This window comes from Sphingomonas sp. QA11 (assembly GCF_028473665.1).
Lineage (GTDB): Bacteria > Pseudomonadota > Alphaproteobacteria > Sphingomonadales > Sphingomonadaceae > Sphingomonas > Sphingomonas phytovorans.
Map to the genome: position 1 here is coordinate 850,245 of NZ_CP098774.1, position 18,678 is coordinate 868,922.

An 18,678-nucleotide genomic window follows, 5' to 3' on the forward strand; every position below is an offset into this window, starting at 1 on the left:
AAGGCGATACTGGTCTTGGTGGGCAGCGCGATGAGACAGGTCGGATAGGCCGGTAGCTGCACGGGCAGCGCGATTGCCTCGTCTTTATTGTGGTGCCTCTGCGGTCGAGACGACAAGGCAATCCGCCGATGTGCAGGGGGCTTCGGGTGGTTCCGGGTGCTCGATCCGCACACTGTAGGCAAGCTTGTCGGCGCTGGCTGATGTGATCGTCACCAGAATGTCCCTGACATGGGCCTGTTTGACACCGACAGGGAAGGTTTCGATCTGGCCACTGCCGGGGTGGACGAGGTCGGAAATCGAATAGCCGCGTACCTCGAACTGGAGCTCGCCCTTCCGGATGCCCTGATAGGCGATGTCATATATCCGGCCCACCTCGTTCGGCGAATAGGCGCTTGGGTCAGGTATCACGGGCCCCACGCTGTAATCGCGCGGCGGCACTAAGGCGTCGCCCGTCCGGGCGATCTGGGCCGCGCCGAAACTCGCGGTCGCCGGCGCTGTCGACCGGATGACGGGTACGGCCGGATTGGCTGCCATCTGGTCGTGCAGCGCCCGGGCGGGCTCGCCATTCGATGCCCACAGCGCCCTGGCGAAGGCGATGTCGTCGATTGCTATCGGAAAGGCGACGAGACCGGCGCGACCGGTTTCCGATGCACAGACAAACGCCAGTTCGCCCGTCGCTACCCTGTCGTCGGGGGATATGTCCTCGAGCGTCGCCCGGGGACGGGTGGATGTATCGATCTTGCGGTCGGCGGGATCGTGCCGTTCGATCCCCATCCAGCCCGACTGGTGCTTGCGGCAATCGCTCTGCATGTAGAGACGGCGCGTTTCGATGACCCGGCCGCCTTTTCCGGCGACCTCCCTCGACCAATAGGTCACCGTGTCGCCGGCCCGTTCGATGGAGCTCGCCTCGACGAAGGTAACGCGATCGGCATCGTGCCCGACATACCACCATGGTGCCGCGAAGGCCGGAAGGCTGGCGCAGGAACAGACCAGCGCCAACAACCCGGATATGATACGCGTCCGCATGGCCTTCTCCCGCATCCTGCGAAGCGCTTGATGCACATCGGCGATGCAGGCAACAGAATTTATGGGAGCAATTTTCGCGGGCCAGGCTCAGTCGACGGCCGGCAGGATATATTTCGGCGTGTAGATTTCCTGCGGCACGTACATCACCTTGTCGCTGTAATTGCCGCCGAAAATCGCGACCACTAGGTCGAGCGCCGGCACGACCATCACGACCTGCCCGCCATTGCCCGCCGCATAATAGGCCGGCAGTGTCTTCCCCTTGTAGGGCAGGTCGATGCCCCACCAGAAATAGCCATAGTGAAGGCCGCGCATCGCGCGGATCGGGGCGGTTGATCGCTTGGCCCATGCCGCGCTCACAATGCGGCGGCCATGCCAGACACCGCCGTCGAGCATCATCTGGCCAAGCTTCATGAAGTCGCGCGGGATGAACTGCGCACCGCCGCCCATATAGGGCTGCCCGGTCGGCTGCACGTTGAGCGCATAGCGCCCGAACTGCATCGGGCGGGCGATCAGCCTGTCGAAACTGTCCTCCAGCCTGATGCCGGTCGCTTTGGCCAGCACGCCGCCGGCCAAATTGGGGTTGGTGCTGCAATAGATCGCCACGTCGCCCGGGGCCGTCGCCATCGGCAGGTCGAGCGCATAGCGATACCAGTCCGGCTGCGCTTCCTGGTTCTGCATCACATCCTCATTGCCCGGTGCCTTGGGGTCGCGGTCGTCGCAGTGAAAGCCGGAAGACATGGTCATCAGATGCTCCAGCGTCATCGCGCGCTTCCGCGGTTCCAGGCCGGACGGGAAGCTTCCGCCGCCCATCATGCCGTACACCGGCGTCGCGGGGCTCAACCTGGCGCCGTTCTCGATCGCGGCACCGATCAGCACGGAGGTCATGCTCTTCGCCGCTGACCGTGTGTCGTGCAGTTGCGTGCCGTCCTGCCCGTGGAAATATTCCTCCAGCACCAGCTTGCCGTGCCGGGCTATCAGCACGCCGTGAATGTCCTGCGCGTGCACTGAATCCATCGGCGTATCGATCAGCATCTGGACGAACCGCTCGATCGCCGGCCGCGCGATTCCGACTGCATCGAGCGTCGTCACCGGCCAGCCGTCGCTCCGCGCCAGCGGCGCGCGATAGACATAGGGCGCCTTGCCGGGCCGGGGATAGAAATCGCTGTCGTCGCCCGCGCGCCTGAAATCATAAGTGTCGCCACGCCCGGGGATGAAGATCGACAGCACGTCGTCGTCGGCATTGTAGGTGCCGCCGGTGATCGGCACCTCCTTCTCCGCGCCGTCGGGCTTGCCGAGCAGCGTGACCTTGTCCCCGTCGCGCGTGATATGCTGCAGGTTGAGGAACCGGCCGATGTTGCGATCCGGGTTGCGCAGGAAAACGCGGGCACCGCCATCGGGGTCGGCATCGATCTTGAGAATCAGCGTGAAATTGTCGTCCAGTGGACTGACCTCACCCCGCCACAGACCGGGGCCCCGCGCGACGAGATCGACTGGCGTCAGATACGCCGTGCCGCTGGTCACGGTGCGTTGCTGCAACCAATGGCCGTGGATGCGATTGCCACTGTCGATCGGGGAGCCGCGAAAACTGCCCTCGCCGTTCGGCAGGGTAAAGGTGATGGTGTTGCCGTCGGCGGTGACGGTCGCGCGGCGGCCGGCGAGTTCAGCGCGCCAGGACTTGCCATCGCGTACGATGGTCAGTTCGCCACGGATATCAGGCCCGAAACGCTTCTTCGCCTGCCACAATCCGTTCAAATCGCTCGCTTGCCCGGAAGCCGGGGGGGCGGCAGGGGTGGGGGCGATGATCAGCCCTGCGGCGATCGCGATGGTGGCGGCGTTCTTGAACAGGGACATGAAGGGTTCCGATCGGGGATATCGCCTGATCTCCTGTAACAAGGGCCCCGCCTCAGTCTTGTATCCGCGCAACATCGCGTTCCCGGCGCCATCCGCTTGGCGTGTTGCAAAAGGCGGAACGAAAGGCGCGGTTGAAATGCGCCTGGTCCGAAAAGCCGGTGGCGCAGGCGATATCGGCCAGCGACGTGGGCGACGCGCCCAGCATCGCCGCCGCCCGCTCAAGCCGCCGTCCGCGCAGATATTCTCCGGGCGAGCAGGCGAGATAGCGTTTGAACACGCGGGCCAGGTGAACGGGATGCACGCCGGCTTCGCTGGCCAGGTCGGCGACGCTCAGATCGGCCCGGTCTTCCGAGAAGCTCATCTCGAACACGCGGCGCAGCCAGGACGGAGGGCCCGCCGCGGCGGAGGCTTCGTCAGACGTCGGCGCTTGCACGCTGGCGACCAGTTGATGCGCCCGTCCGTCGAGTCCGATCGGCGACAACGCCATATCGGCCATCTCCCGGGCAAGGCAGTGGGCTGTCCAGATCGCATAGGGATCGAGTAGCGTGATCGCGCGCCCTTCGTCGGCAGCCGGCCCGCCGGACACCGCAAGAAAACTTCCCTGGCCGCGATAGAAGCGATCGCGATGCGTGGTGCCGGCCGGGTTGTACACTAGCAGCGGCGTGGTCGAGGCGAGAGGGGCGCCGGCGGCTGACGACATGTATCGGCCGGCGAGCACCAGCACGAAATGCGCCTCGTCATGGGTGTGGGTCTCCACCTCTTCCTCGGGCGCGGTCGCGTCGAGGCGGTGGAAGGTGAAACCGGCGGCTTCGCGATATGCGGGGCCCGAGCCCCAGAACTCGTGCCGCGCGCGTCGAATTGGCAAGCCGAGTCTCCATGCGGCGACCACTGAGCCGCGCTGCCCTGTCTGTAATACCTGGATAACAAGCGTGGAACGGGCACGAAAGCGCGACGACCGGCCTTTGCGATTCTAGCGGAGCGCGAAACCCAGATCGCCCAGCACCGTCCGCAACACATGGCGCCCCGCCATCGATTGCGGCCCGCGCGTTCGGTCCCCGGCCAGTTCGGTCCAGCCGCGCTCGGCCATTCCCTGCTCCCGCTGGAAAGCCCGGAGACGGTCATCATAGGCATGGGCACTGTCATGCTGCCGGTCGGTCCAGGCATAGGTCTCGTGGAACAGCACTGATGACTGGGGCAGGCGGGGCTTGATCGATGCGGGGCGTGCCGGATCGGGTTTGCCGACCACCAGGCCGAACAGCGGAAACATCCTGGGCGGCAGGCCGAGCTCAGCGGCGACCTTGGCAGGGTGGTTGCGGATACCGCCGATATAGACTGAACCCAGCCCGAGGGATTCCAGGGCGACGACGGCGTTCTGCGCCGCCAGCGAGGTGTCGACTGATCCGAGCAGGAAGGTTTCGGTGTAATCAAGCGCCTCGGCCGGCACGCCGCGCGTAATCGCCAGCTGAGTCAGCCGGTCGAAATCGATCAGCCAGACGAGCAGCAGTGGCGCTTCCACGATATGCTTTTGCGATCCCGCCAGTGCCGCCAGCCGCGCCTTGCGCTCCGGATCCTGTACGGCGACCACGCTCCAGACCTGCAGGTTGGACGAGGAGGCGGCCGATTGCGCCGCCGCGACAAGCGTTTCGATCGTCCCCTCGGGCAAGGGATCGGGCAGATAGGCCCGCACCGATCGGTGCTCGATCAGCAGGTCGATCGCGGCGTTGCGGTGGATCGCCACGCTGTCGTCATGGCGATAGCGCGCCTTCAGGGCCGCCTCGCTCACGACGCCTCGGCCACTGCGGCGGTGCGCCCGGCGAAACTGTTCTCCGGTCGCCTCAGGCCCAGATTCTCGCGCAGCGTCCGCCCTTCATATTCCTCGCGGAACAGCCCGCGGCGCTGCAGAATCGGCACGACATGATCGACAAAGTCGGTCAGCCCGGTCGGGAGGGTCGGCGGCATCACGTTGAAGCCATCGGCAGCGCCGGTCTGGAACCATGTCTGGATTAGGTCGGCGACCTGTTCGGGGGTGCCGACCGTGGTCAGGTGGCCGCGTGCCGTGGAGACCTGGCGATAGAGCTGGCGCAGCGTGGGCCGCTCGCGCTCGACCAGGTCGGATACGAGCTTCAGCCGGCTCTTGCTGCCATTGGTGTCGCCTGGCAGCGGCGGCGCGATGTCGTCGAGCGTGTAGCTCGACAGGTCGACGCCCTGATAATGCCGGTTCAATATGCCCCAGGCGACCGCCGGGTGGACCAGCGACTGCAACTCCTCATATTTCGCCTGCGCCTCGGCCTCGGTACCGCCCAGCACCGCGAAGATGCCCGGCATCACCAGCAGATCCTCGCGCCGCCGCCCATATTTCCCAAGCCGCGCCTTCACATCGGCATAAAATTCCTGCGCATCCTCAAGCAGCAGGTTCGCGGTGAAGATCACCTCTGCCGTCCGTGCCGCCAGCTCGCGCCCTGGTTCGGACGCGCCGGCCTGCACGATCACCGGATAGCCCTGCGGCGGCCGAGCGATGTTGAGCGGCCCGCGCACCTGGAAATGCTCGCCCTGATGGCCGAGCACATGGAATTTCTCTGTGTCGAGGAACACCCCCGCCGCACGGTCGCGGACGAACGCATCATCCTCGTAACTGTCCCACAGGCCCTTCACGACATCGATATATTCCTCGGCCCGCTCATAGCGCTTCGAATGTTCGAGATGCTCGGTGCGGCTGAAATTGGCCGACACGTCAGCGCCGGTAGTCACCACATTCCATGCCGCCCGCCCGCCGGTGATCCAGTCGAGCGACGCGAATTTCCGGGCGGTGGTGTACGGGTCCTCATAGGTCGTGGTCGAGGTGGCGACGAACCCCAGCCGCTCGGTGACCTGCGATAACGCCGCCCACAAAGTCACTGGCTCGAAATGCGCCGCCTTGGCATTCTGACGGAATGTCGCCTCATCGGTGAAATCGGCATAGCCGCCGGGGCTGTCCGCGACGAACACCAGGTCGAACTTGCCGCGCTCCGCGGTCCGCGCGAGCCCTTTGTAATGCTCCAGATTATGCCCCGCATCGGCGTCGGTATCCGGGTGAAGCCAAGCGGAGACATGATGGCCGGTCGCTTGAAGAAAGGCACCGAGACGAAGTTTGCGATCCAAGGGCTTGCGATCTTTGGGGTTCCGATCTGGGGTCATGCCGGGATCCTTTCGCTGCGGGCATAGGGGGAGGTGGCTGCATCGACCGCGACGCCGAGCAGGCCGAGCAGTTCGTGCTGGAGCGCCGCTGTCCGTTCGCGCCGCGCGATGCCGTCGGAGGGCAGGGCCACGCGGATGTCGGCGACGATCTTGCCGTCATCGAGCACGACGACGCGGTCAGCCAGCTCGATTGCCTCGTCGACGTCGTGCGTGACGAGCAGGACGGCGGGACTATAGACCTCGGACAGGCGCCGAAGCAGCGCGTGCATGCGGATACGGGTCAGCGCATCGAGCGCCCCGAACGGTTCGTCGGCCAGCAGCAGCGCTGGCCCGCGTACCAGCGATCGCGCCAGGGCGACCCGTTGCTGCTCGCCGCCGGAAAGCTCATAGGGCCAGCTATTCTCGCGCCCTGCCAACCCGACTTCGTCCAGAGCCTTGAGCCCGCGCGCCTGCCGGTCGGCGCCGGTCAGGCCGAGCAGGACATTGTCGAGCACGCGCTTCCACGGCAACAGCCGCGCATCCTGAAATACCACCGAAAGACGTTCCGGCACCAGGATCGTGCCTGTCCCCTCCGCCTCATGATCCAGCCCGGCCAGCGCGCGGAGCAAAGTGCTCTTGCCCGATCCGCTTCGGCCGAGCAGCGCGACGAACTCGCCGGCGGCGATGTCGAGGTCGATGCCGTCGAGCACACCCTTTCGGGTGAAACGGCGGACCAGGCTGCGAACCTGGACGACGGGGCTCACGACGCGAGCGTCCGGCGCCAGCGGAGCGCCCGCTGCTGGATCAGCCGCACCACCGCATCCGATGTCAGGCCGAGCAGGGCGTAGACGACAAGCCCGACCAGCATGATGTCGGTCTGCGCATAGTTGCGCGCGAGAGTGATCATGTACCCGATCCCGCTCGTCGCATTCAGCTGCTCGACCACGACCAGCGCGAGCCAAGACGCGGTCACGCCGAATCGCAGGCCGGTGAGCAGGCCCGGCAGCGCCCCGGGCAGCACGACATGGCGGATGAAGCCCCAGCGGCTGAGTTCAAGCGTCTCGGCCAGCTCGACCTGCTTCAGGTCGATCGCACGAAGCGCCGTATGGGTCTGGATATAGACGGGGGCGAATACCGTGACGGCGATCACCGTCACCTTCATGCCTTCGCCGACGCCGAACCACAGCACCATGAACGGGATCAGCGCCAGAACCGGAATCCCGCGCTTCAACTGCACCAGCCCGTCGATCACATAGCCGCCGAGCAGGGTCAGGCCCGACAGCAAGGCGAGCACGACCCCGATGGTCGTGCCGAAGACCAGTCCCTGTCCCGCGCGCCAGGCCGACACGGCGAGGTTGTCTTGCAGCCGCCCGTCGCGGAGCAGCTCGATCGCCGTCTCGACCGCGGTCCAGGGCGCCGGCAGCACGCGCGGATCGAGCCAGCCGGTCGCCGACAGCACCGACCAGTAGAGCAGCAGCAGTCCCGGCCCCAGGATCCAGCCCCAGGCGAGCGGCGCGCCAAGGCCAAGCCGGCGCAGGCCCGGCTGCTGGCTCGGCGTAACCTGTGTCTGGACGAAATGCCTGGGCGAGGCGACGACCAATTGGGGGAAGGGAGCGTTCATGACATCTCCGGTCATTTGGGACTGGCGCGGGAGAATCCGTCCGCGGCAAGTGCTTCGAAACGGGGGTCGAACAGGGTGTCGGCCTCGAAGCGCGGATTGCCGAGTTCGGGCGCGAGGATATCGATCGATGCCTGCTGGTACCGGATCGCGTCGGCCCACTCGGCCGGGATGTCGGGCCTGCCCGCCGCGGTGACAATCAGCCGTGCATCTTCCGGCTTCAGGCCCTGCTCGCCGACATAATAGCCGCGCGCCAGTTCCTCGGGATGCGCGAGCCGCCATGCCCATGCGCGGCCCCATAGCGCCACGAACTGCTTCAGCGCGGCGGCCTTTGCGGGATTTTCCAGCACCTCCACCGGTACATAGGCAAAGATCGGGTCGTCGCGGAAACCGGGATGCTTCAGGATGGTGGCGCCGTCGTCGCCATATTTGCGCAGATACCGCTCGGCCACGATGCCTCCGCCGATCGGCGCCATGTCGACGGCGTTGCTGGCCAGCGCGCTGGTATAGACGTCGCCGCCGATGCTCGACGGCAGTTCGACCAGTGTCACCTCGCTCTTCGCGATTCCCGCTGCCTTCAGCGTCTGGAGGACGATCTGCCCCTGTACCTGGCTCGGGCTGATCGCGATCCTTTTGCCGCGCAGGTCCGCAATCGTCCGGATATTCGCCTTGGGCGCGATGCCCAGCACGAAGGCGGGGTGGTCCAGCGGATCGCGCCGATAGGCGGTGGCGATGATCTTCACCGCTAGGCCGACCCAGGTCGCATGGATCGGCGGCACGTTGGCGCCCAGCCCGACATCGAGCGCCCTGGCATGGAACGCCTCGGTCACGTCGGGCCCGCCGGTGATCTGGACCCATTTGATCCTGAACTTCAGGTCTTTGTCCCAGCCATTATGCCTGACCACCCATTCGGTCACCGGATCGCCGACCGTCAGCACGGTGCCGTCCGGAACGGTGTCGGGCAGGGCGGCGGACAGCGCGAGCCCGCCCGCCGCCTTCGCCTGGCGGTTGGGGGCGAACAGCACCAGCAGGCCGATCGTGACCGCGACGAACGCGGCCATAGCGACGGCGCCCCATGGCTTCGATCCAGCCGCGGCCGGCATCAGCCGAGCACGTTGAACAGCTCGCCTTCGAGCTGTTGCGACACGAAGCCGTCGGGGCCACGGGTAAGCTCGCCGGCGACGGTGATGCGGCGAACCGCGCGCGCCAGATCGAACTGGGCGTAGTCGATCGGCCCGGCATGGGCGACCGCCTGGTTGTCCCACACCACCAGCGATTTGGGCCGCCAGTGAAAGCGGACCTGATATTCGGGCCGGGTTGCCTCGTAGAACAGCAGGTCGAGCAGCGCCTTGCTCTCCGGCTCCTTCAGCCCGACGATATGGCTGATCGTACCGGGATTGAGGAACAGCAGCTTCTCGCCGGTCTCGGGATGAATGCGGACCAGCGGATGCAGCGCGACGAACGGCCCCTTGGTGCGTCCGTCGCGACGCGGCTCGCGGGTGCCGCCGTCATAGTCGGTGGTGCGGTGCACTGCCTGCAACCCGTCGATCAGGCCGCGGACCGGCGCCGACAGCCCCTCATAGGCGGCGATCAGGTTTGTGAAGAGCGTATCGCCGCCATAGGGCGGGATCTCGACGCCATGCAGGATCGAATAGCGGTTGGGGTTGGCGACGAAGGTGATGTCGATATGCCAGCCCTTATAGTCGCGCGGCGGCTCGCGACCGGGCGGCAGGGCGGTATTGCGCTCGCGCCGCGTGCGATATTCGGCGACCGAGCGCTCCCAGATCTCGGGATGGTCCTCAAGCCCCTCGGCGATCGGATGGGCGGGCGTCAGCGGTCCGAATGCCCGGCCGAACGCCTTGAGCTGCTCGTTGCTGATGTCCTGGTCGCGGAAAAACACCACGCGCCAGTCGTGCAGCGCACGCTGGATGTCGGCGGCGAGTTCGGGCGTGATCGGCTCGCGCAGGTCGATGCCGGAGATTTCGGCGCCGATCGTGGGCGTCACCGGCTCGACGGTGATGTGGTCATAAGTGAAGCGGTCGCGATTGGTATCGGGGCGAAGCGCGGTGACGGCGTTCATATCTGGCTCCTTCAGCCGGAAAGGGGAAATCAGGCGGCGACGGGCTCGGCCGGGACGAGCTTGAGCGCTTCCGCCGGATAGCGGGCGCCGGCGGTCGCGCCGCGCGGGAAGGCAGCCTCGAGTGCGTCGAGCGAGTCGGCATCGAGCTCGAGGTGGTTGGCCGCCCAGTTGGATTCGAGATGCTCGATGTGGCGAGTCCCGGGGATCGGCACGACACCCTTGGACAGCACCCAGGCGAGGCTCACCTGCGCCACGCTCGCGCCGACCCGCTTCGCCACCTGTTCGATCGTCGCGCGGCGCAGGCTGTTTGCCGCGACGGCGTCCGGCTGGAAGCGGGGATGCTGGCGGCGGCGGTCGTCGGGATCGCTCACCTCGGCGCCCGCCAGGAAGCCGCGCCCGAGCGGGCTGTACGCGACGAAGCCGATACCGAGCTCACGGACGGTTGGCAGGATCTCGACCTCGACGTCACGGGTCCACAGTGAATATTCGCTCTGCAGCGCGGTGAGGGGATAGGTCGCATGCGCCCGGCGGACTCCGTCGGCCGATGCTTCGGAAACGCCGACGCCGCCGATCTTGCCTTCGTCCACCAGCCGGCCCAGCTCGCCGACCGAGTCCTCGATCAGAATATCGGGATCGACCCGGTGGAGGTAATAGAGATCGATATGGTCGAGGCCGAGCCGGGTCAGGCTTGCCTCGACGGCGTCGCGGGCCTTGATCGGCGCCACCGCCGCACCGCCGCCATTGGGCCGATGGACGAATTTGCTGGCGATGATCAGGCCATCGCCCCGATCGGCGAGCGCCTTGCCCAGCAGTTCCTCATTATGCCCCGCGCCATAGCCCGTGGCGGTGTCGAAGAAGGTCACGCCGAGACTGATGGCGCGGTGCAGGGTTGCGATCGATCTCGCGTCGTCGGCCTGGCCATAGGTATGCGACAGCCCCATCGCACCAAAGCCCTGACGGCTGACTTCAAGCTTTCCGATACTCGGCATGGGTGTGTTCCCGAACGAATGGTTGCGGGCGGAAACTGCGCCCATGCTGGCGATCGGCGAACGTAGAATATCTTTCCTCGGCGCTAGAATCCATACTGATATAGTGGGAATTTAATGAGGGAACCTTTTGCCCGACGGCGGCGTTCGCGCGCGCCGTAAAACAGGAGCAAAAGCCTAGATAAAACACTGCTAAAACAGTATTTATTGTCGTGTTAAAGTGTCCGTCCCTGACGGCAAAAAGAGCCCGCTTCAGAAAATCTTGGGGACGGCGAAGATTGAATTCCCATTGACTCGATGGGAATTTGGAATCAGCGTTGCGCTCTCGATCGGAGGGATCGGGCAACCCCGCAATGCGCAGCCAGCATATTGTCAGAAGGTGCTCGCCTGCGCCCGGCCGCCCTGGAGAGGGGGAGCCGCGACCGATCGACCGCTGACGTATCGCAAAGGTCAAGGGAGGCCGAAATGAACAGATTCCATCGCGCAATGCTGCTGTCGACGATCGCCGCGGGCGCTGGTCTTGGCCGGCCAGCCCTTGCCCATGATCCCGCACCCGATGGCGCGGTCGCCAGGAACGTCGGGGCGGTGGCGGAGGACGCCGCCGTGGCCGTGGACGAGGGCGGGGATGTCGTGGTGACCGCGCGCCGTACCTCGGAGCGAGCGCAGGACGTACCGATCGCCCTGTCGGTGGTGTCGGGCGCGACGCTCGAACGCAAGGGCGGCTACACGCTCAGCGACGTGCAATTCCAGACGCCGAGCCTCACCGCCTATAATTCGAATCCGCGCAATTCCTCGATCGGCATTCGCGGTATAGGCGTTTCCTCCGCCTCGGACGGGCTCGATACGTCGGTGGGTGTCTATATCGACGGGGTCTATCTCGGCCGCCCTGGCATGGCGCTGGCCGATCTGATCGACATCGACCGGGTCGAGGTGCTGCGCGGCCCGCAGGGCACGCTGTTCGGGCGCAACAATTCGGCCGGCGTGCTCAACATCACGACCCGCGGCCCGGAGTTCGAGTTCAAGGGCACGGCCGAGATTTCGGGCGGGACCTATAATTACAATCAGGAACGCGTGAGTGTCACCGGGCCGCTGATCGACGGGCTGCTCGCCTTTCGTGTGACCGGCTTCAACACCCACCGCGACGGCGTGCTCGACAATATCAAGACCGGCGTCGCCGCCAACAGCGTCGGGCGCAGCGGCGCGCGCGTCCAGCTTCTCGCGACGCCCGCCAGCAATCTCACGCTGCGGCTGATCGGCGACTATTCGATCGAGGACGACACCTGCTGCGTCAGCGCCACGAAGCTGGTGTTGCCGGCCAGCCTGAGCGCGACGACTGGTCGCACGCTCCAGACCCTGGCGGCGCTCGGCTACGTGCCCAGGCCGAGCCTCGATTACACCCAGAACAATTCGATCCAGAATATGAAGACCGACCAGAAAGGCGTGTCGCTGCAAGCCGACTGGGATCTGGGGCCGGTCACCCTGACTTCGATCAGCGCCTGGCGCTACTGGCACTTCAACCCGTTGCAGGACAGCGACGGCACGCCGCTCGACGTCATCCAGGTCAATGTCGCCCAGACGAAGGACGACCAGCTTTCGCAGGAGATCAGGCTGGCGTCACGGCCGGGGCGGTTCAACTGGCAGGTCGGCGCCTATCTGTTCCACCAGGTGCTGCGCGATCATTTCATCCTCAACCAGTTCGGCTATGACGCCAGCAACTTCTACACCACCTATGCCCGCCTCGCGAATCCGGCCGCTGCCGCGATCAATATCGCCCCGGGCTCGCAATATCTCGACGATGTCCGCACTACCGTCGACAGCGTCGCGGCTTTCGGACAGGCGAATTATTCGATCACCGATCGGCTGACGCTCACCGCAGGCATCCGTTATACCCACGACAAGCGCTGGGGCCGGTCCGACACCTCACTTGTGGGGACGCCGAACCCTGCGACCTCCATCCCGTTCCATTACAACGTGTCGGTGACGGGCGATAACGTTTCCTATCTCGCCAGCATCGCGTACAAGATCACGCCCGACATACTGGTCTATGGATCCTATTCGACCGGCTACAAGGGGTCGGGCCTCAACCTCAATTCGGCGGTTTCGGCGGGGACGCCGCTGGTGCTTGAGCCGGAAAAGGTGCGCAACTGGGAACTGGGCCTCAAGAGCCAGCTTTTCGACCGGCGCCTGACCCTCAACATCAGCGCCTTCTCGACTGATCTTTCCGGTCTTCAGGCCAATATCGTTCCCACCAACGGCAACCGTTCCTATCTCGCCAATGTCGGCGATGTGCGGTCGCGTGGCGTCGAGGTGGATGCGTCGCTGAAACTGACGAACAACCTGACGATCGACGGTAACGGTTCCTACAACGACGCGAAGTACAAGAGCTATGCCAACGCGCCATGCCCCGTCGGCGTGACCGGGGTCTGCGATCTCACCGGAAAGCCGCTGTTCCAGGCGCCGAAATGGGTCGCCAATGCGTCGATCGACTATCACATCCAGCTTGCCGGCGGCGTGCGACCCTATGCGATCGCCCAGTACAGCTATCGGTCGAGCACCTTCGGCACGGCCGATGCCGGCCCGTACAGCCGGATCGATCCCTACAGCCTGGTCAATCTCCGCCTCGGCGCGTCGTTCCGCGATGGGCGCTACGACCTCTCCGCGTGGCTCAACAACGCCTTCGACAAGAAGTATTTCCAGAACCTGTCGACCACCGCGATCGTCGGCACCTCGCCTTTTGCCTATGCCGGCCAACTCGGCACGCCGCGTACCGCGGGGGCGACCTTCCGCGTGAATTTCTGAGCCAGGGAGGGGAGGTGGCCGGGAAGTCCCCCCGGCCACGCCAAGCCGTCAGAAGAACAGCTTCCGGAGGCTGATCCGCACGCTCCGCCCCAGCGGGTCGAGATAATCGGGTTGGTAGCTGACCGGCGTCACGCCGTTCGCATCGGTCACGCGCTGCTTGCCGTCGAAGATATTGGTCACGCCGATCGTCAGGCGAGTGCCGCGCAGCCAGGGGTGTTTCTTGACCAGGTCGAGCCGCTGCCCGAAATCGGCGAACAGCCGCAGGTCGAGCGTGCCAAGGCCTGAAAAGTTGAGCGACTGGGGTGCACCGGGCGTCCCGCCATTGACCTCGGTGCCGGTGCGGTAATTGCCCGAGAACCGGAAGCCCAGGCCGTTATTCGTATATCCTGCCTGCGCCTCGAATTCATGGCGGGACTGGCCGCCGCTGCTGCCGATCGCGTCGCCGTTGAGCAGGTCGAGCCGCGGTCCGCCATTCTGGACCAGCACTTCCTCCTTGAAATGCCATGTGTGGTAGAGCGCGAAGTTCAGCCGCCCGCCGCCCTGGCCACCGCCGCGGCCGCCAAATCCGCCGCCGCGCCCGCCGAAGCCACCACCCTGGCGCGGCCCGCCGTCACCGGCACCGCCGCTGGCCTGACCGCCCCGGTTCTCGCCGCCATCGCCCTGTCCCGCGGGCGTGCCGCCGTTCCGTGCGCTGCCGTCCGGCGTGGTATCGCCGCCGCCGCGCCGCCGGAAGCCGCCTGGCGGCTGCATCCCCGCGAACGGGTTCGGTCCGGTGCCGGCACGGAACGCTTCCAGTTCCTTCTGGATCTTGGATTTGAGCGGCTTGGAGAAGTTGATGCCCCAGCGCAGCTGAGACCGGCTGCTTTCGGCGAAGTTGATCGGCCGCATATCGATCCGGGTCAGCATTCCCGACGCGTCGCGCGTGAAGCGGCTCGGGAACGCAGCCTCGATCGCCGCCGTCGCGGTCGGGAAGGCGGCGATCGGGTTCTCGGTCCGGCTGGTCACGTAATTGGCGGTGAAGCTGATGTCCTTTTCGGACCAGGGCTTCAGGGTCAGGCCCAGCTTGGTCACATGGTTGTTGCTGGCGATCAGCCCGGTATTGCCGCCGGTCAGCGAGGTGATGTTGGCGGTGGTGCCCTGGATATAGTCGAACACGCGCACGTTCGGCGTCGTGATCACCGGATTGCCGAGTTGCTGAGCGCTCGGCGCCTGTTCCTGGTCGGTATGCGACACGATGAAACGGATCGCGTCGATCGGCGTCCAGTTCGCGCCATAGCCCAGGGTCTGGAGCGTGCCGAAGTCGGAGAGATGATTCTCGGCGATGTTGAAATTGGCCGAGAGCTTGCCGAGGAACGGCAGGAAATTGTTCGCCTTGCTCGCGATCGGCACGTCGAGATTGAGCTGGCCGCTGACCGTATCGCGCGACACCGAACCGACCTGGTCCCCGCTAAGTCGATAGGATCGGCTATCGAAGCTGCTCATGTCGCCACCCACCCGGATGCTGGTCGAGATGTCGCCGGCAGGCAGCTTGAACAACGGCCCGTTGAACAGCGCGTCGAGTCCGGCGTCGTTGGAGATGGCATAGGCGCGGTTGGCCGGGCTCGCGCCGAACCTCTCCAGCGGACCGAACGGGTTGGCGGTGGGGTCCCCGGCATTGATCCGCGCCTGGAAATCCGAAATGTCGAGGCCGGTGTCGGTGAAGGTCCTTGTATCGCTGTGATCGTAGTTGCCGGTCAGCGACCAGCGCCATTTCGGCCCGATATTGCCGTTGAACGTGGTGCCGAGATGCGTGGTGAGCGTGGAACTGCGCTGCGCGATCGGCAAATACCCGTCCAGCACCCGGTCGACGACCACGTCGTTGGCGAAGGGCGAGAAGGGGTTGCCGGCGGGCAAGTCGAACGAAGCGGTCGGCAGGCCGTTGAGCCGGACGCCGTCGGTATATTCCACCCGGCCGTTCAGCGTTGCCGAGACATTGCCGAAGATTGTTCGTGCATAGACGCTGTTCGCGGAGAAATCGCGGCTTGTCGGCAGCAGGCTGCGATACGCGGCTTGATTGGTCGTGTTGGGGTTATTCGCGGTCGCGCCAAAGGCGCCAAGCGTCGGCATGCCGCCTGCGGCGCTGGCCGGCACGCCCGCGATCGTCACAATGCTCCCGGCGAGAGCGCTCAACGCGGGATCGATCTCTCCACCCTTGGGCCCGACGACATTGCCGCCGATCGCGAACGGGCTTGGCTGCTGCGTGATATCGCGCTGGCTTTCGGTCAGCCCGGTTTGCCCTTCATATTCCATATGCAGGGTGAAGCGGCCATTGCCGTGAAGGTTGAGCAGATCGAGCTTGCCGTCCGTATCGTTGTTCCCCCCGGCGGTCGGCATCTTGTTGGCCAGCTCGACGGTGGTCGCGCGGAAGCGGCGGCGCAGGACGATATTCACCACCTTCTGGTCGGCGGGATAGCCATATTTCAGCGCGACCTCTTCGGGCAGGATGTCGACGCGCGCGATCGCTTCGGTCGGCAGGTCGCGAATCTCCGAGAAGCTGGAAATGCGCTTGCCGTTGAGCAGCACCACCGGCGCCCCGCCGCTGCCACGACCGCTGGTCGTCTGCGGCGTCAGTTCGGCCAGCAGGTCGGAAACCGAACTGACTCCGTAGGATCGGATGTCCGCCGGACCGAGCTGCTCCTCGGGCTGGATGTCGCCGATCACCGCGCCGGGCAGATTGCGCTGTCCCCGCACGATGATGTCCGGCTCGTCCGTGTCGGCCTGGTCGTCGGCCTGGCCGGCGGGCGCGGCGCCCGACGTCGGGGCCGGCGCTGCTCGCGGTGCTTTCTGGGCTGCGGCGAGTGCGGGGTTGCTGGCCGATGCCAGCAGGAACAGGATGCCGATACGCCGCATGGTCACTCCAACTCGAATCTCAGTCGGAGCCCTAGACTCCATTTGTCGCAAGAATGTGCCGGTCGGTGCATTGACCCATGATTGACAACATTCCTGGCCGAAGGGGATAGCGTCCCCATGAACAATCCCCTGATCGCTGGCATCGAACTTGGCGGAACCAAATGCATCTGCGTGCTTGGCACTGGGCCGGACGATATCCGGGACGAGGTTCGCATCGCGACGACCGGGCCCGGGGAGACGCTGGCGGCGATCGAGGCGGTGCTGAGCCGCTGGTCTGGCTACCGGGCCCTGGGCATTGCCAGCTTCGGTCCGGTGTCGATCGACCCGGCGGCGGAGAATTACGGCTTCATCACCGCGACGACCAAGCCGGGCTGGTCGAACACTGATGTCGGCCGCCGCCTGGCGCGTCACGCTGGCGTGCCGTTCGCTTTCAACAGCGATGTCGCCGGTGCGGCGCTGGGGGAAGGGCGGTGGGGCGCGGCGCGCGATGTCGCCGATCACGCCTATGTCACTGTCGGCACCGGTGTCGGCGTAGGGCTGGTGCTGAACGGCATTCCGACGAACGGGCTGACTCATCCTGAGCTCGGCCATGTCCGCCCGGTCCGGATGGCCGGGGACGATTGGCCGGGCATCTGCTCCTTCCACGGGGATTGCGTCGAGGGCCTTGCATCAGGACCGGCGATCGCCGCGCGCGCAGGCCGGCCCGCGCAGGAACTGGCGGCGGACGATCCCGCCTGGGACGGTGTCGCGCACACGCTGGCGCAACTGGTCCATATGCTGGTGCTGACCGGCATCCCGCGCCGGGTCGTGATGGGCGGTGGCGTGATGACCGGCACTCCCGGTCTTTTTCCCCGGATCCGGGCCAAGCTGCTGGAAAGCCTCGGCGGCTACGGCGCCACGCCCGATATCGAGCCGGTCGAGGACTATGTCGTGCCGGCGGCGCTCGGCAACAATGCCGGGCCGCTTGGGGCGATCGAGCTGGGTGCGGCACTGGTCCGCGGCACGGGGTGAGCCGGCCTCCGATCAGTTGATCCACCCGACGCCCTTGAGGATGCCGGCCAGTTCCTGAAACCGCAATTCTTCCGTCGGCGAACGGGCGGTGTTCGTCGCCAGCACGCCATATTCGTAATAGAGGTCCGACAGGTTGGACGGTGCCTGTGTGACGCCGGTGAAGTTGAACGTGCCGCTTGGTGCCGCCTTGATCGAGGTCTCTGTCGATCCGGGGTAAAGGGCGTTGATCGTGCTGCTCGAATGCACGCCGCGCGTTTCCCAGGATTGGCCCTGCAGCTGGCTCTGCAGCCTCGGGCTCAATGAGCCGAGCGGCACCGTACCTTCGGAGGTGACGATATTCGATTGGTGCTGGGGTGTCAGCAACAGGCTGCTGTCGCTCAGGTCGAGCGCCTGGCGGCTCTTGGTGCTGGCATGCCATTGCCCGCTCGGCGATGTCGAGCCGCGCAGGTCGGGATGCTCGCCGATATAGCTGTTGAGAAGGCTGTTGGCGGCGCGAAGGTTGTCGGACAGGCTGTTGAGCTTGCCGAGCAGCGTATTGGCTGTCTTGGCCGACGGGTTGATCATCATTGCCTGCGCAGCCTTTTCGATCCCCGTTGCTTCGCGTGTTCCCCCGATTCCGGCGGTCACGTTGAACAGCCATATGGTCAGGCCGCTGTCCTTGTTCGGCGCGCTGCTGTTCAGATATTCGAGTATGGTCGCCTGAATGTCGTTGAACGCCAGGATATGGCAGCGGGCGAGCTGTTCCTTGACATAGTCGATCTTGCTGACGCTCGATCCCGTGGTAATTTTAAAGTCCTGCAAGATCGCCCGTTCTGCGGTGACCTGCCATTTCGGTCGCTCGCTGTCGGATGTGAAGTTGGGCGGTGGCGAGCTATTGTCGACGATCATCCTTTGTACCGGCGCCATTCCAGTGGATCGTGCGGTCGGCTTGAGCTGTGCCGTCTCAGATCGAGGGGGCAGGCCGTTCCGGTCTCCGGACGGTGTCGCCATCGCGGCGAGGCGCTGCGCTGGCGGGGCAGCGTTGAGCATCGCAGACATGGCGGCTAATTGCGTCTGGCGCGGGCCGGCGATGCTCGCGCCTGGAAGGGGAAGGGCGGGACGGATCGCCTGACGCTGCTGGACGCCTCGTTGATGCATCGGGCTGTGTTCCTGCCGGTCGATCGGGACCGATCGACTGGGCGATGCTATTTCCTTTGTCCGGGTACGGCAATCGGATCGCCCGAAATTGGGGCTATCTGCGCCTGAACCCTGGGGGAGGAAGTCGG

General features: G+C 65.5%; 14 protein-coding genes. 2 read left to right on the forward strand and 12 right to left on the reverse strand.

The window, feature by feature from the left end:
• Nucleotides 1–84: 84 nt before the first annotated feature.
• The 10 genes from NDN01_RS03980 to NDN01_RS04025 all read right to left on the reverse strand — a co-directional run bounded on the left by NDN01_RS03980 (nucleotide 85) and on the right by NDN01_RS04025 (nucleotide 10,717).
• Complete coding sequence (locus tag NDN01_RS03980) at nucleotides 85–1,026, reverse strand: hypothetical protein (protein ID WP_272626028.1); 942 nt, start codon at nucleotides 1,024–1,026, stop codon at nucleotides 85–87.
• A gap of 87 nt (nucleotides 1,027–1,113) precedes the next feature.
• Nucleotides 1,114–2,877 carry a serine hydrolase domain-containing protein gene (locus NDN01_RS03985; RefSeq protein ID WP_272626029.1) on the reverse strand — a complete coding sequence of 588 codons (1,764 nt, stop codon included), beginning with the start codon at nucleotides 2,875–2,877 and terminating at the stop codon, nucleotides 1,114–1,116.
• Between the two features lie 52 nt (nucleotides 2,878–2,929).
• Entirely contained in the window at nucleotides 2,930–3,742 is an 813-nt protein-coding gene (locus tag NDN01_RS03990; protein WP_272626030.1) for a helix-turn-helix transcriptional regulator, read from the reverse strand.
• Nucleotides 3,743–3,847: 105 nt separating this feature from the next.
• On the reverse strand, nucleotides 3,848–4,660 hold the full coding sequence (locus tag NDN01_RS03995) for an NADPH-dependent oxidoreductase (protein WP_272626031.1): 813 nt from the start codon (nucleotides 4,658–4,660) through the stop codon (nucleotides 3,848–3,850).
• The gene (locus NDN01_RS04000) at nucleotides 4,657–6,051 is read right to left on the reverse strand and encodes an LLM class flavin-dependent oxidoreductase (protein ID WP_272626032.1); all 1,395 of its coding nucleotides are present in this window, start codon (nucleotides 6,049–6,051) and stop codon (nucleotides 4,657–4,659) included. The genes NDN01_RS03995 and NDN01_RS04000 overlap by 4 nt, the downstream gene beginning before the upstream one ends.
• Nucleotides 6,048–6,794 (reverse strand): ABC transporter ATP-binding protein, encoded by a 747-nt coding sequence (locus tag NDN01_RS04005; RefSeq protein WP_272626033.1) that lies wholly within the window; start codon nucleotides 6,792–6,794, stop codon nucleotides 6,048–6,050. The genes NDN01_RS04000 and NDN01_RS04005 overlap by 4 nt, the downstream gene beginning before the upstream one ends.
• The gene (locus NDN01_RS04010; RefSeq protein ID WP_272626034.1) at nucleotides 6,791–7,651 is read right to left on the reverse strand and encodes an ABC transporter permease; all 861 of its coding nucleotides are present in this window, start codon (nucleotides 7,649–7,651) and stop codon (nucleotides 6,791–6,793) included. The genes NDN01_RS04005 and NDN01_RS04010 overlap by 4 nt, the downstream gene beginning before the upstream one ends.
• An 11-nt stretch (nucleotides 7,652–7,662) precedes the next feature.
• On the reverse strand, nucleotides 7,663–8,709 hold the full coding sequence (locus tag NDN01_RS04015) for an ABC transporter substrate-binding protein (protein ID WP_272626035.1): 1,047 nt from the start codon (nucleotides 8,707–8,709) through the stop codon (nucleotides 7,663–7,665).
• A gap of 41 nt (nucleotides 8,710–8,750) precedes the next feature.
• On the reverse strand, nucleotides 8,751–9,728 hold the full coding sequence (locus NDN01_RS04020) for a TauD/TfdA dioxygenase family protein (RefSeq protein WP_272626036.1): 978 nt from the start codon (nucleotides 9,726–9,728) through the stop codon (nucleotides 8,751–8,753).
• A 29-nt stretch (nucleotides 9,729–9,757) separates the two neighbouring features.
• The gene (locus NDN01_RS04025) at nucleotides 9,758–10,717 is read right to left on the reverse strand and encodes an aldo/keto reductase (RefSeq protein ID WP_272626037.1); all 960 of its coding nucleotides are present in this window, start codon (nucleotides 10,715–10,717) and stop codon (nucleotides 9,758–9,760) included.
• Nucleotides 10,718–11,179: 462 nt separating this feature from the next.
• Between NDN01_RS04025 and NDN01_RS04030 the strand changes: the two genes are divergently transcribed.
• Nucleotides 11,180–13,513 (forward strand): TonB-dependent receptor, encoded by a 2,334-nt coding sequence (locus NDN01_RS04030; protein ID WP_272626038.1) that lies wholly within the window; start codon nucleotides 11,180–11,182, stop codon nucleotides 13,511–13,513.
• Between the two features lie 48 nt (nucleotides 13,514–13,561).
• Here the strand turns inward: NDN01_RS04030 and NDN01_RS04035 are convergent, their stop codons facing one another.
• Nucleotides 13,562–16,402: a TonB-dependent receptor gene (locus NDN01_RS04035; protein ID WP_272626039.1), complete on the reverse strand. Its 2,841-nt coding sequence runs from the start codon at nucleotides 16,400–16,402 to the stop codon at nucleotides 13,562–13,564.
• A gap of 117 nt (nucleotides 16,403–16,519) precedes the next feature.
• Between NDN01_RS04035 and NDN01_RS04040 the strand changes: the two genes are divergently transcribed.
• On the forward strand, nucleotides 16,520–17,413 hold the full coding sequence (locus NDN01_RS04040; RefSeq protein WP_272626040.1) for an ROK family protein: 894 nt from the start codon (nucleotides 16,520–16,522) through the stop codon (nucleotides 17,411–17,413).
• A gap of 12 nt (nucleotides 17,414–17,425) precedes the next feature.
• On the opposite strand, the gene NDN01_RS04045 is transcribed toward NDN01_RS04040, so the two are convergent.
• Nucleotides 17,426–18,550 (reverse strand): hypothetical protein, encoded by a 1,125-nt coding sequence (locus NDN01_RS04045; RefSeq protein ID WP_272626041.1) that lies wholly within the window; start codon nucleotides 18,548–18,550, stop codon nucleotides 17,426–17,428.
• Between the last annotated feature and the right edge of the window lie 128 nt (nucleotides 18,551–18,678).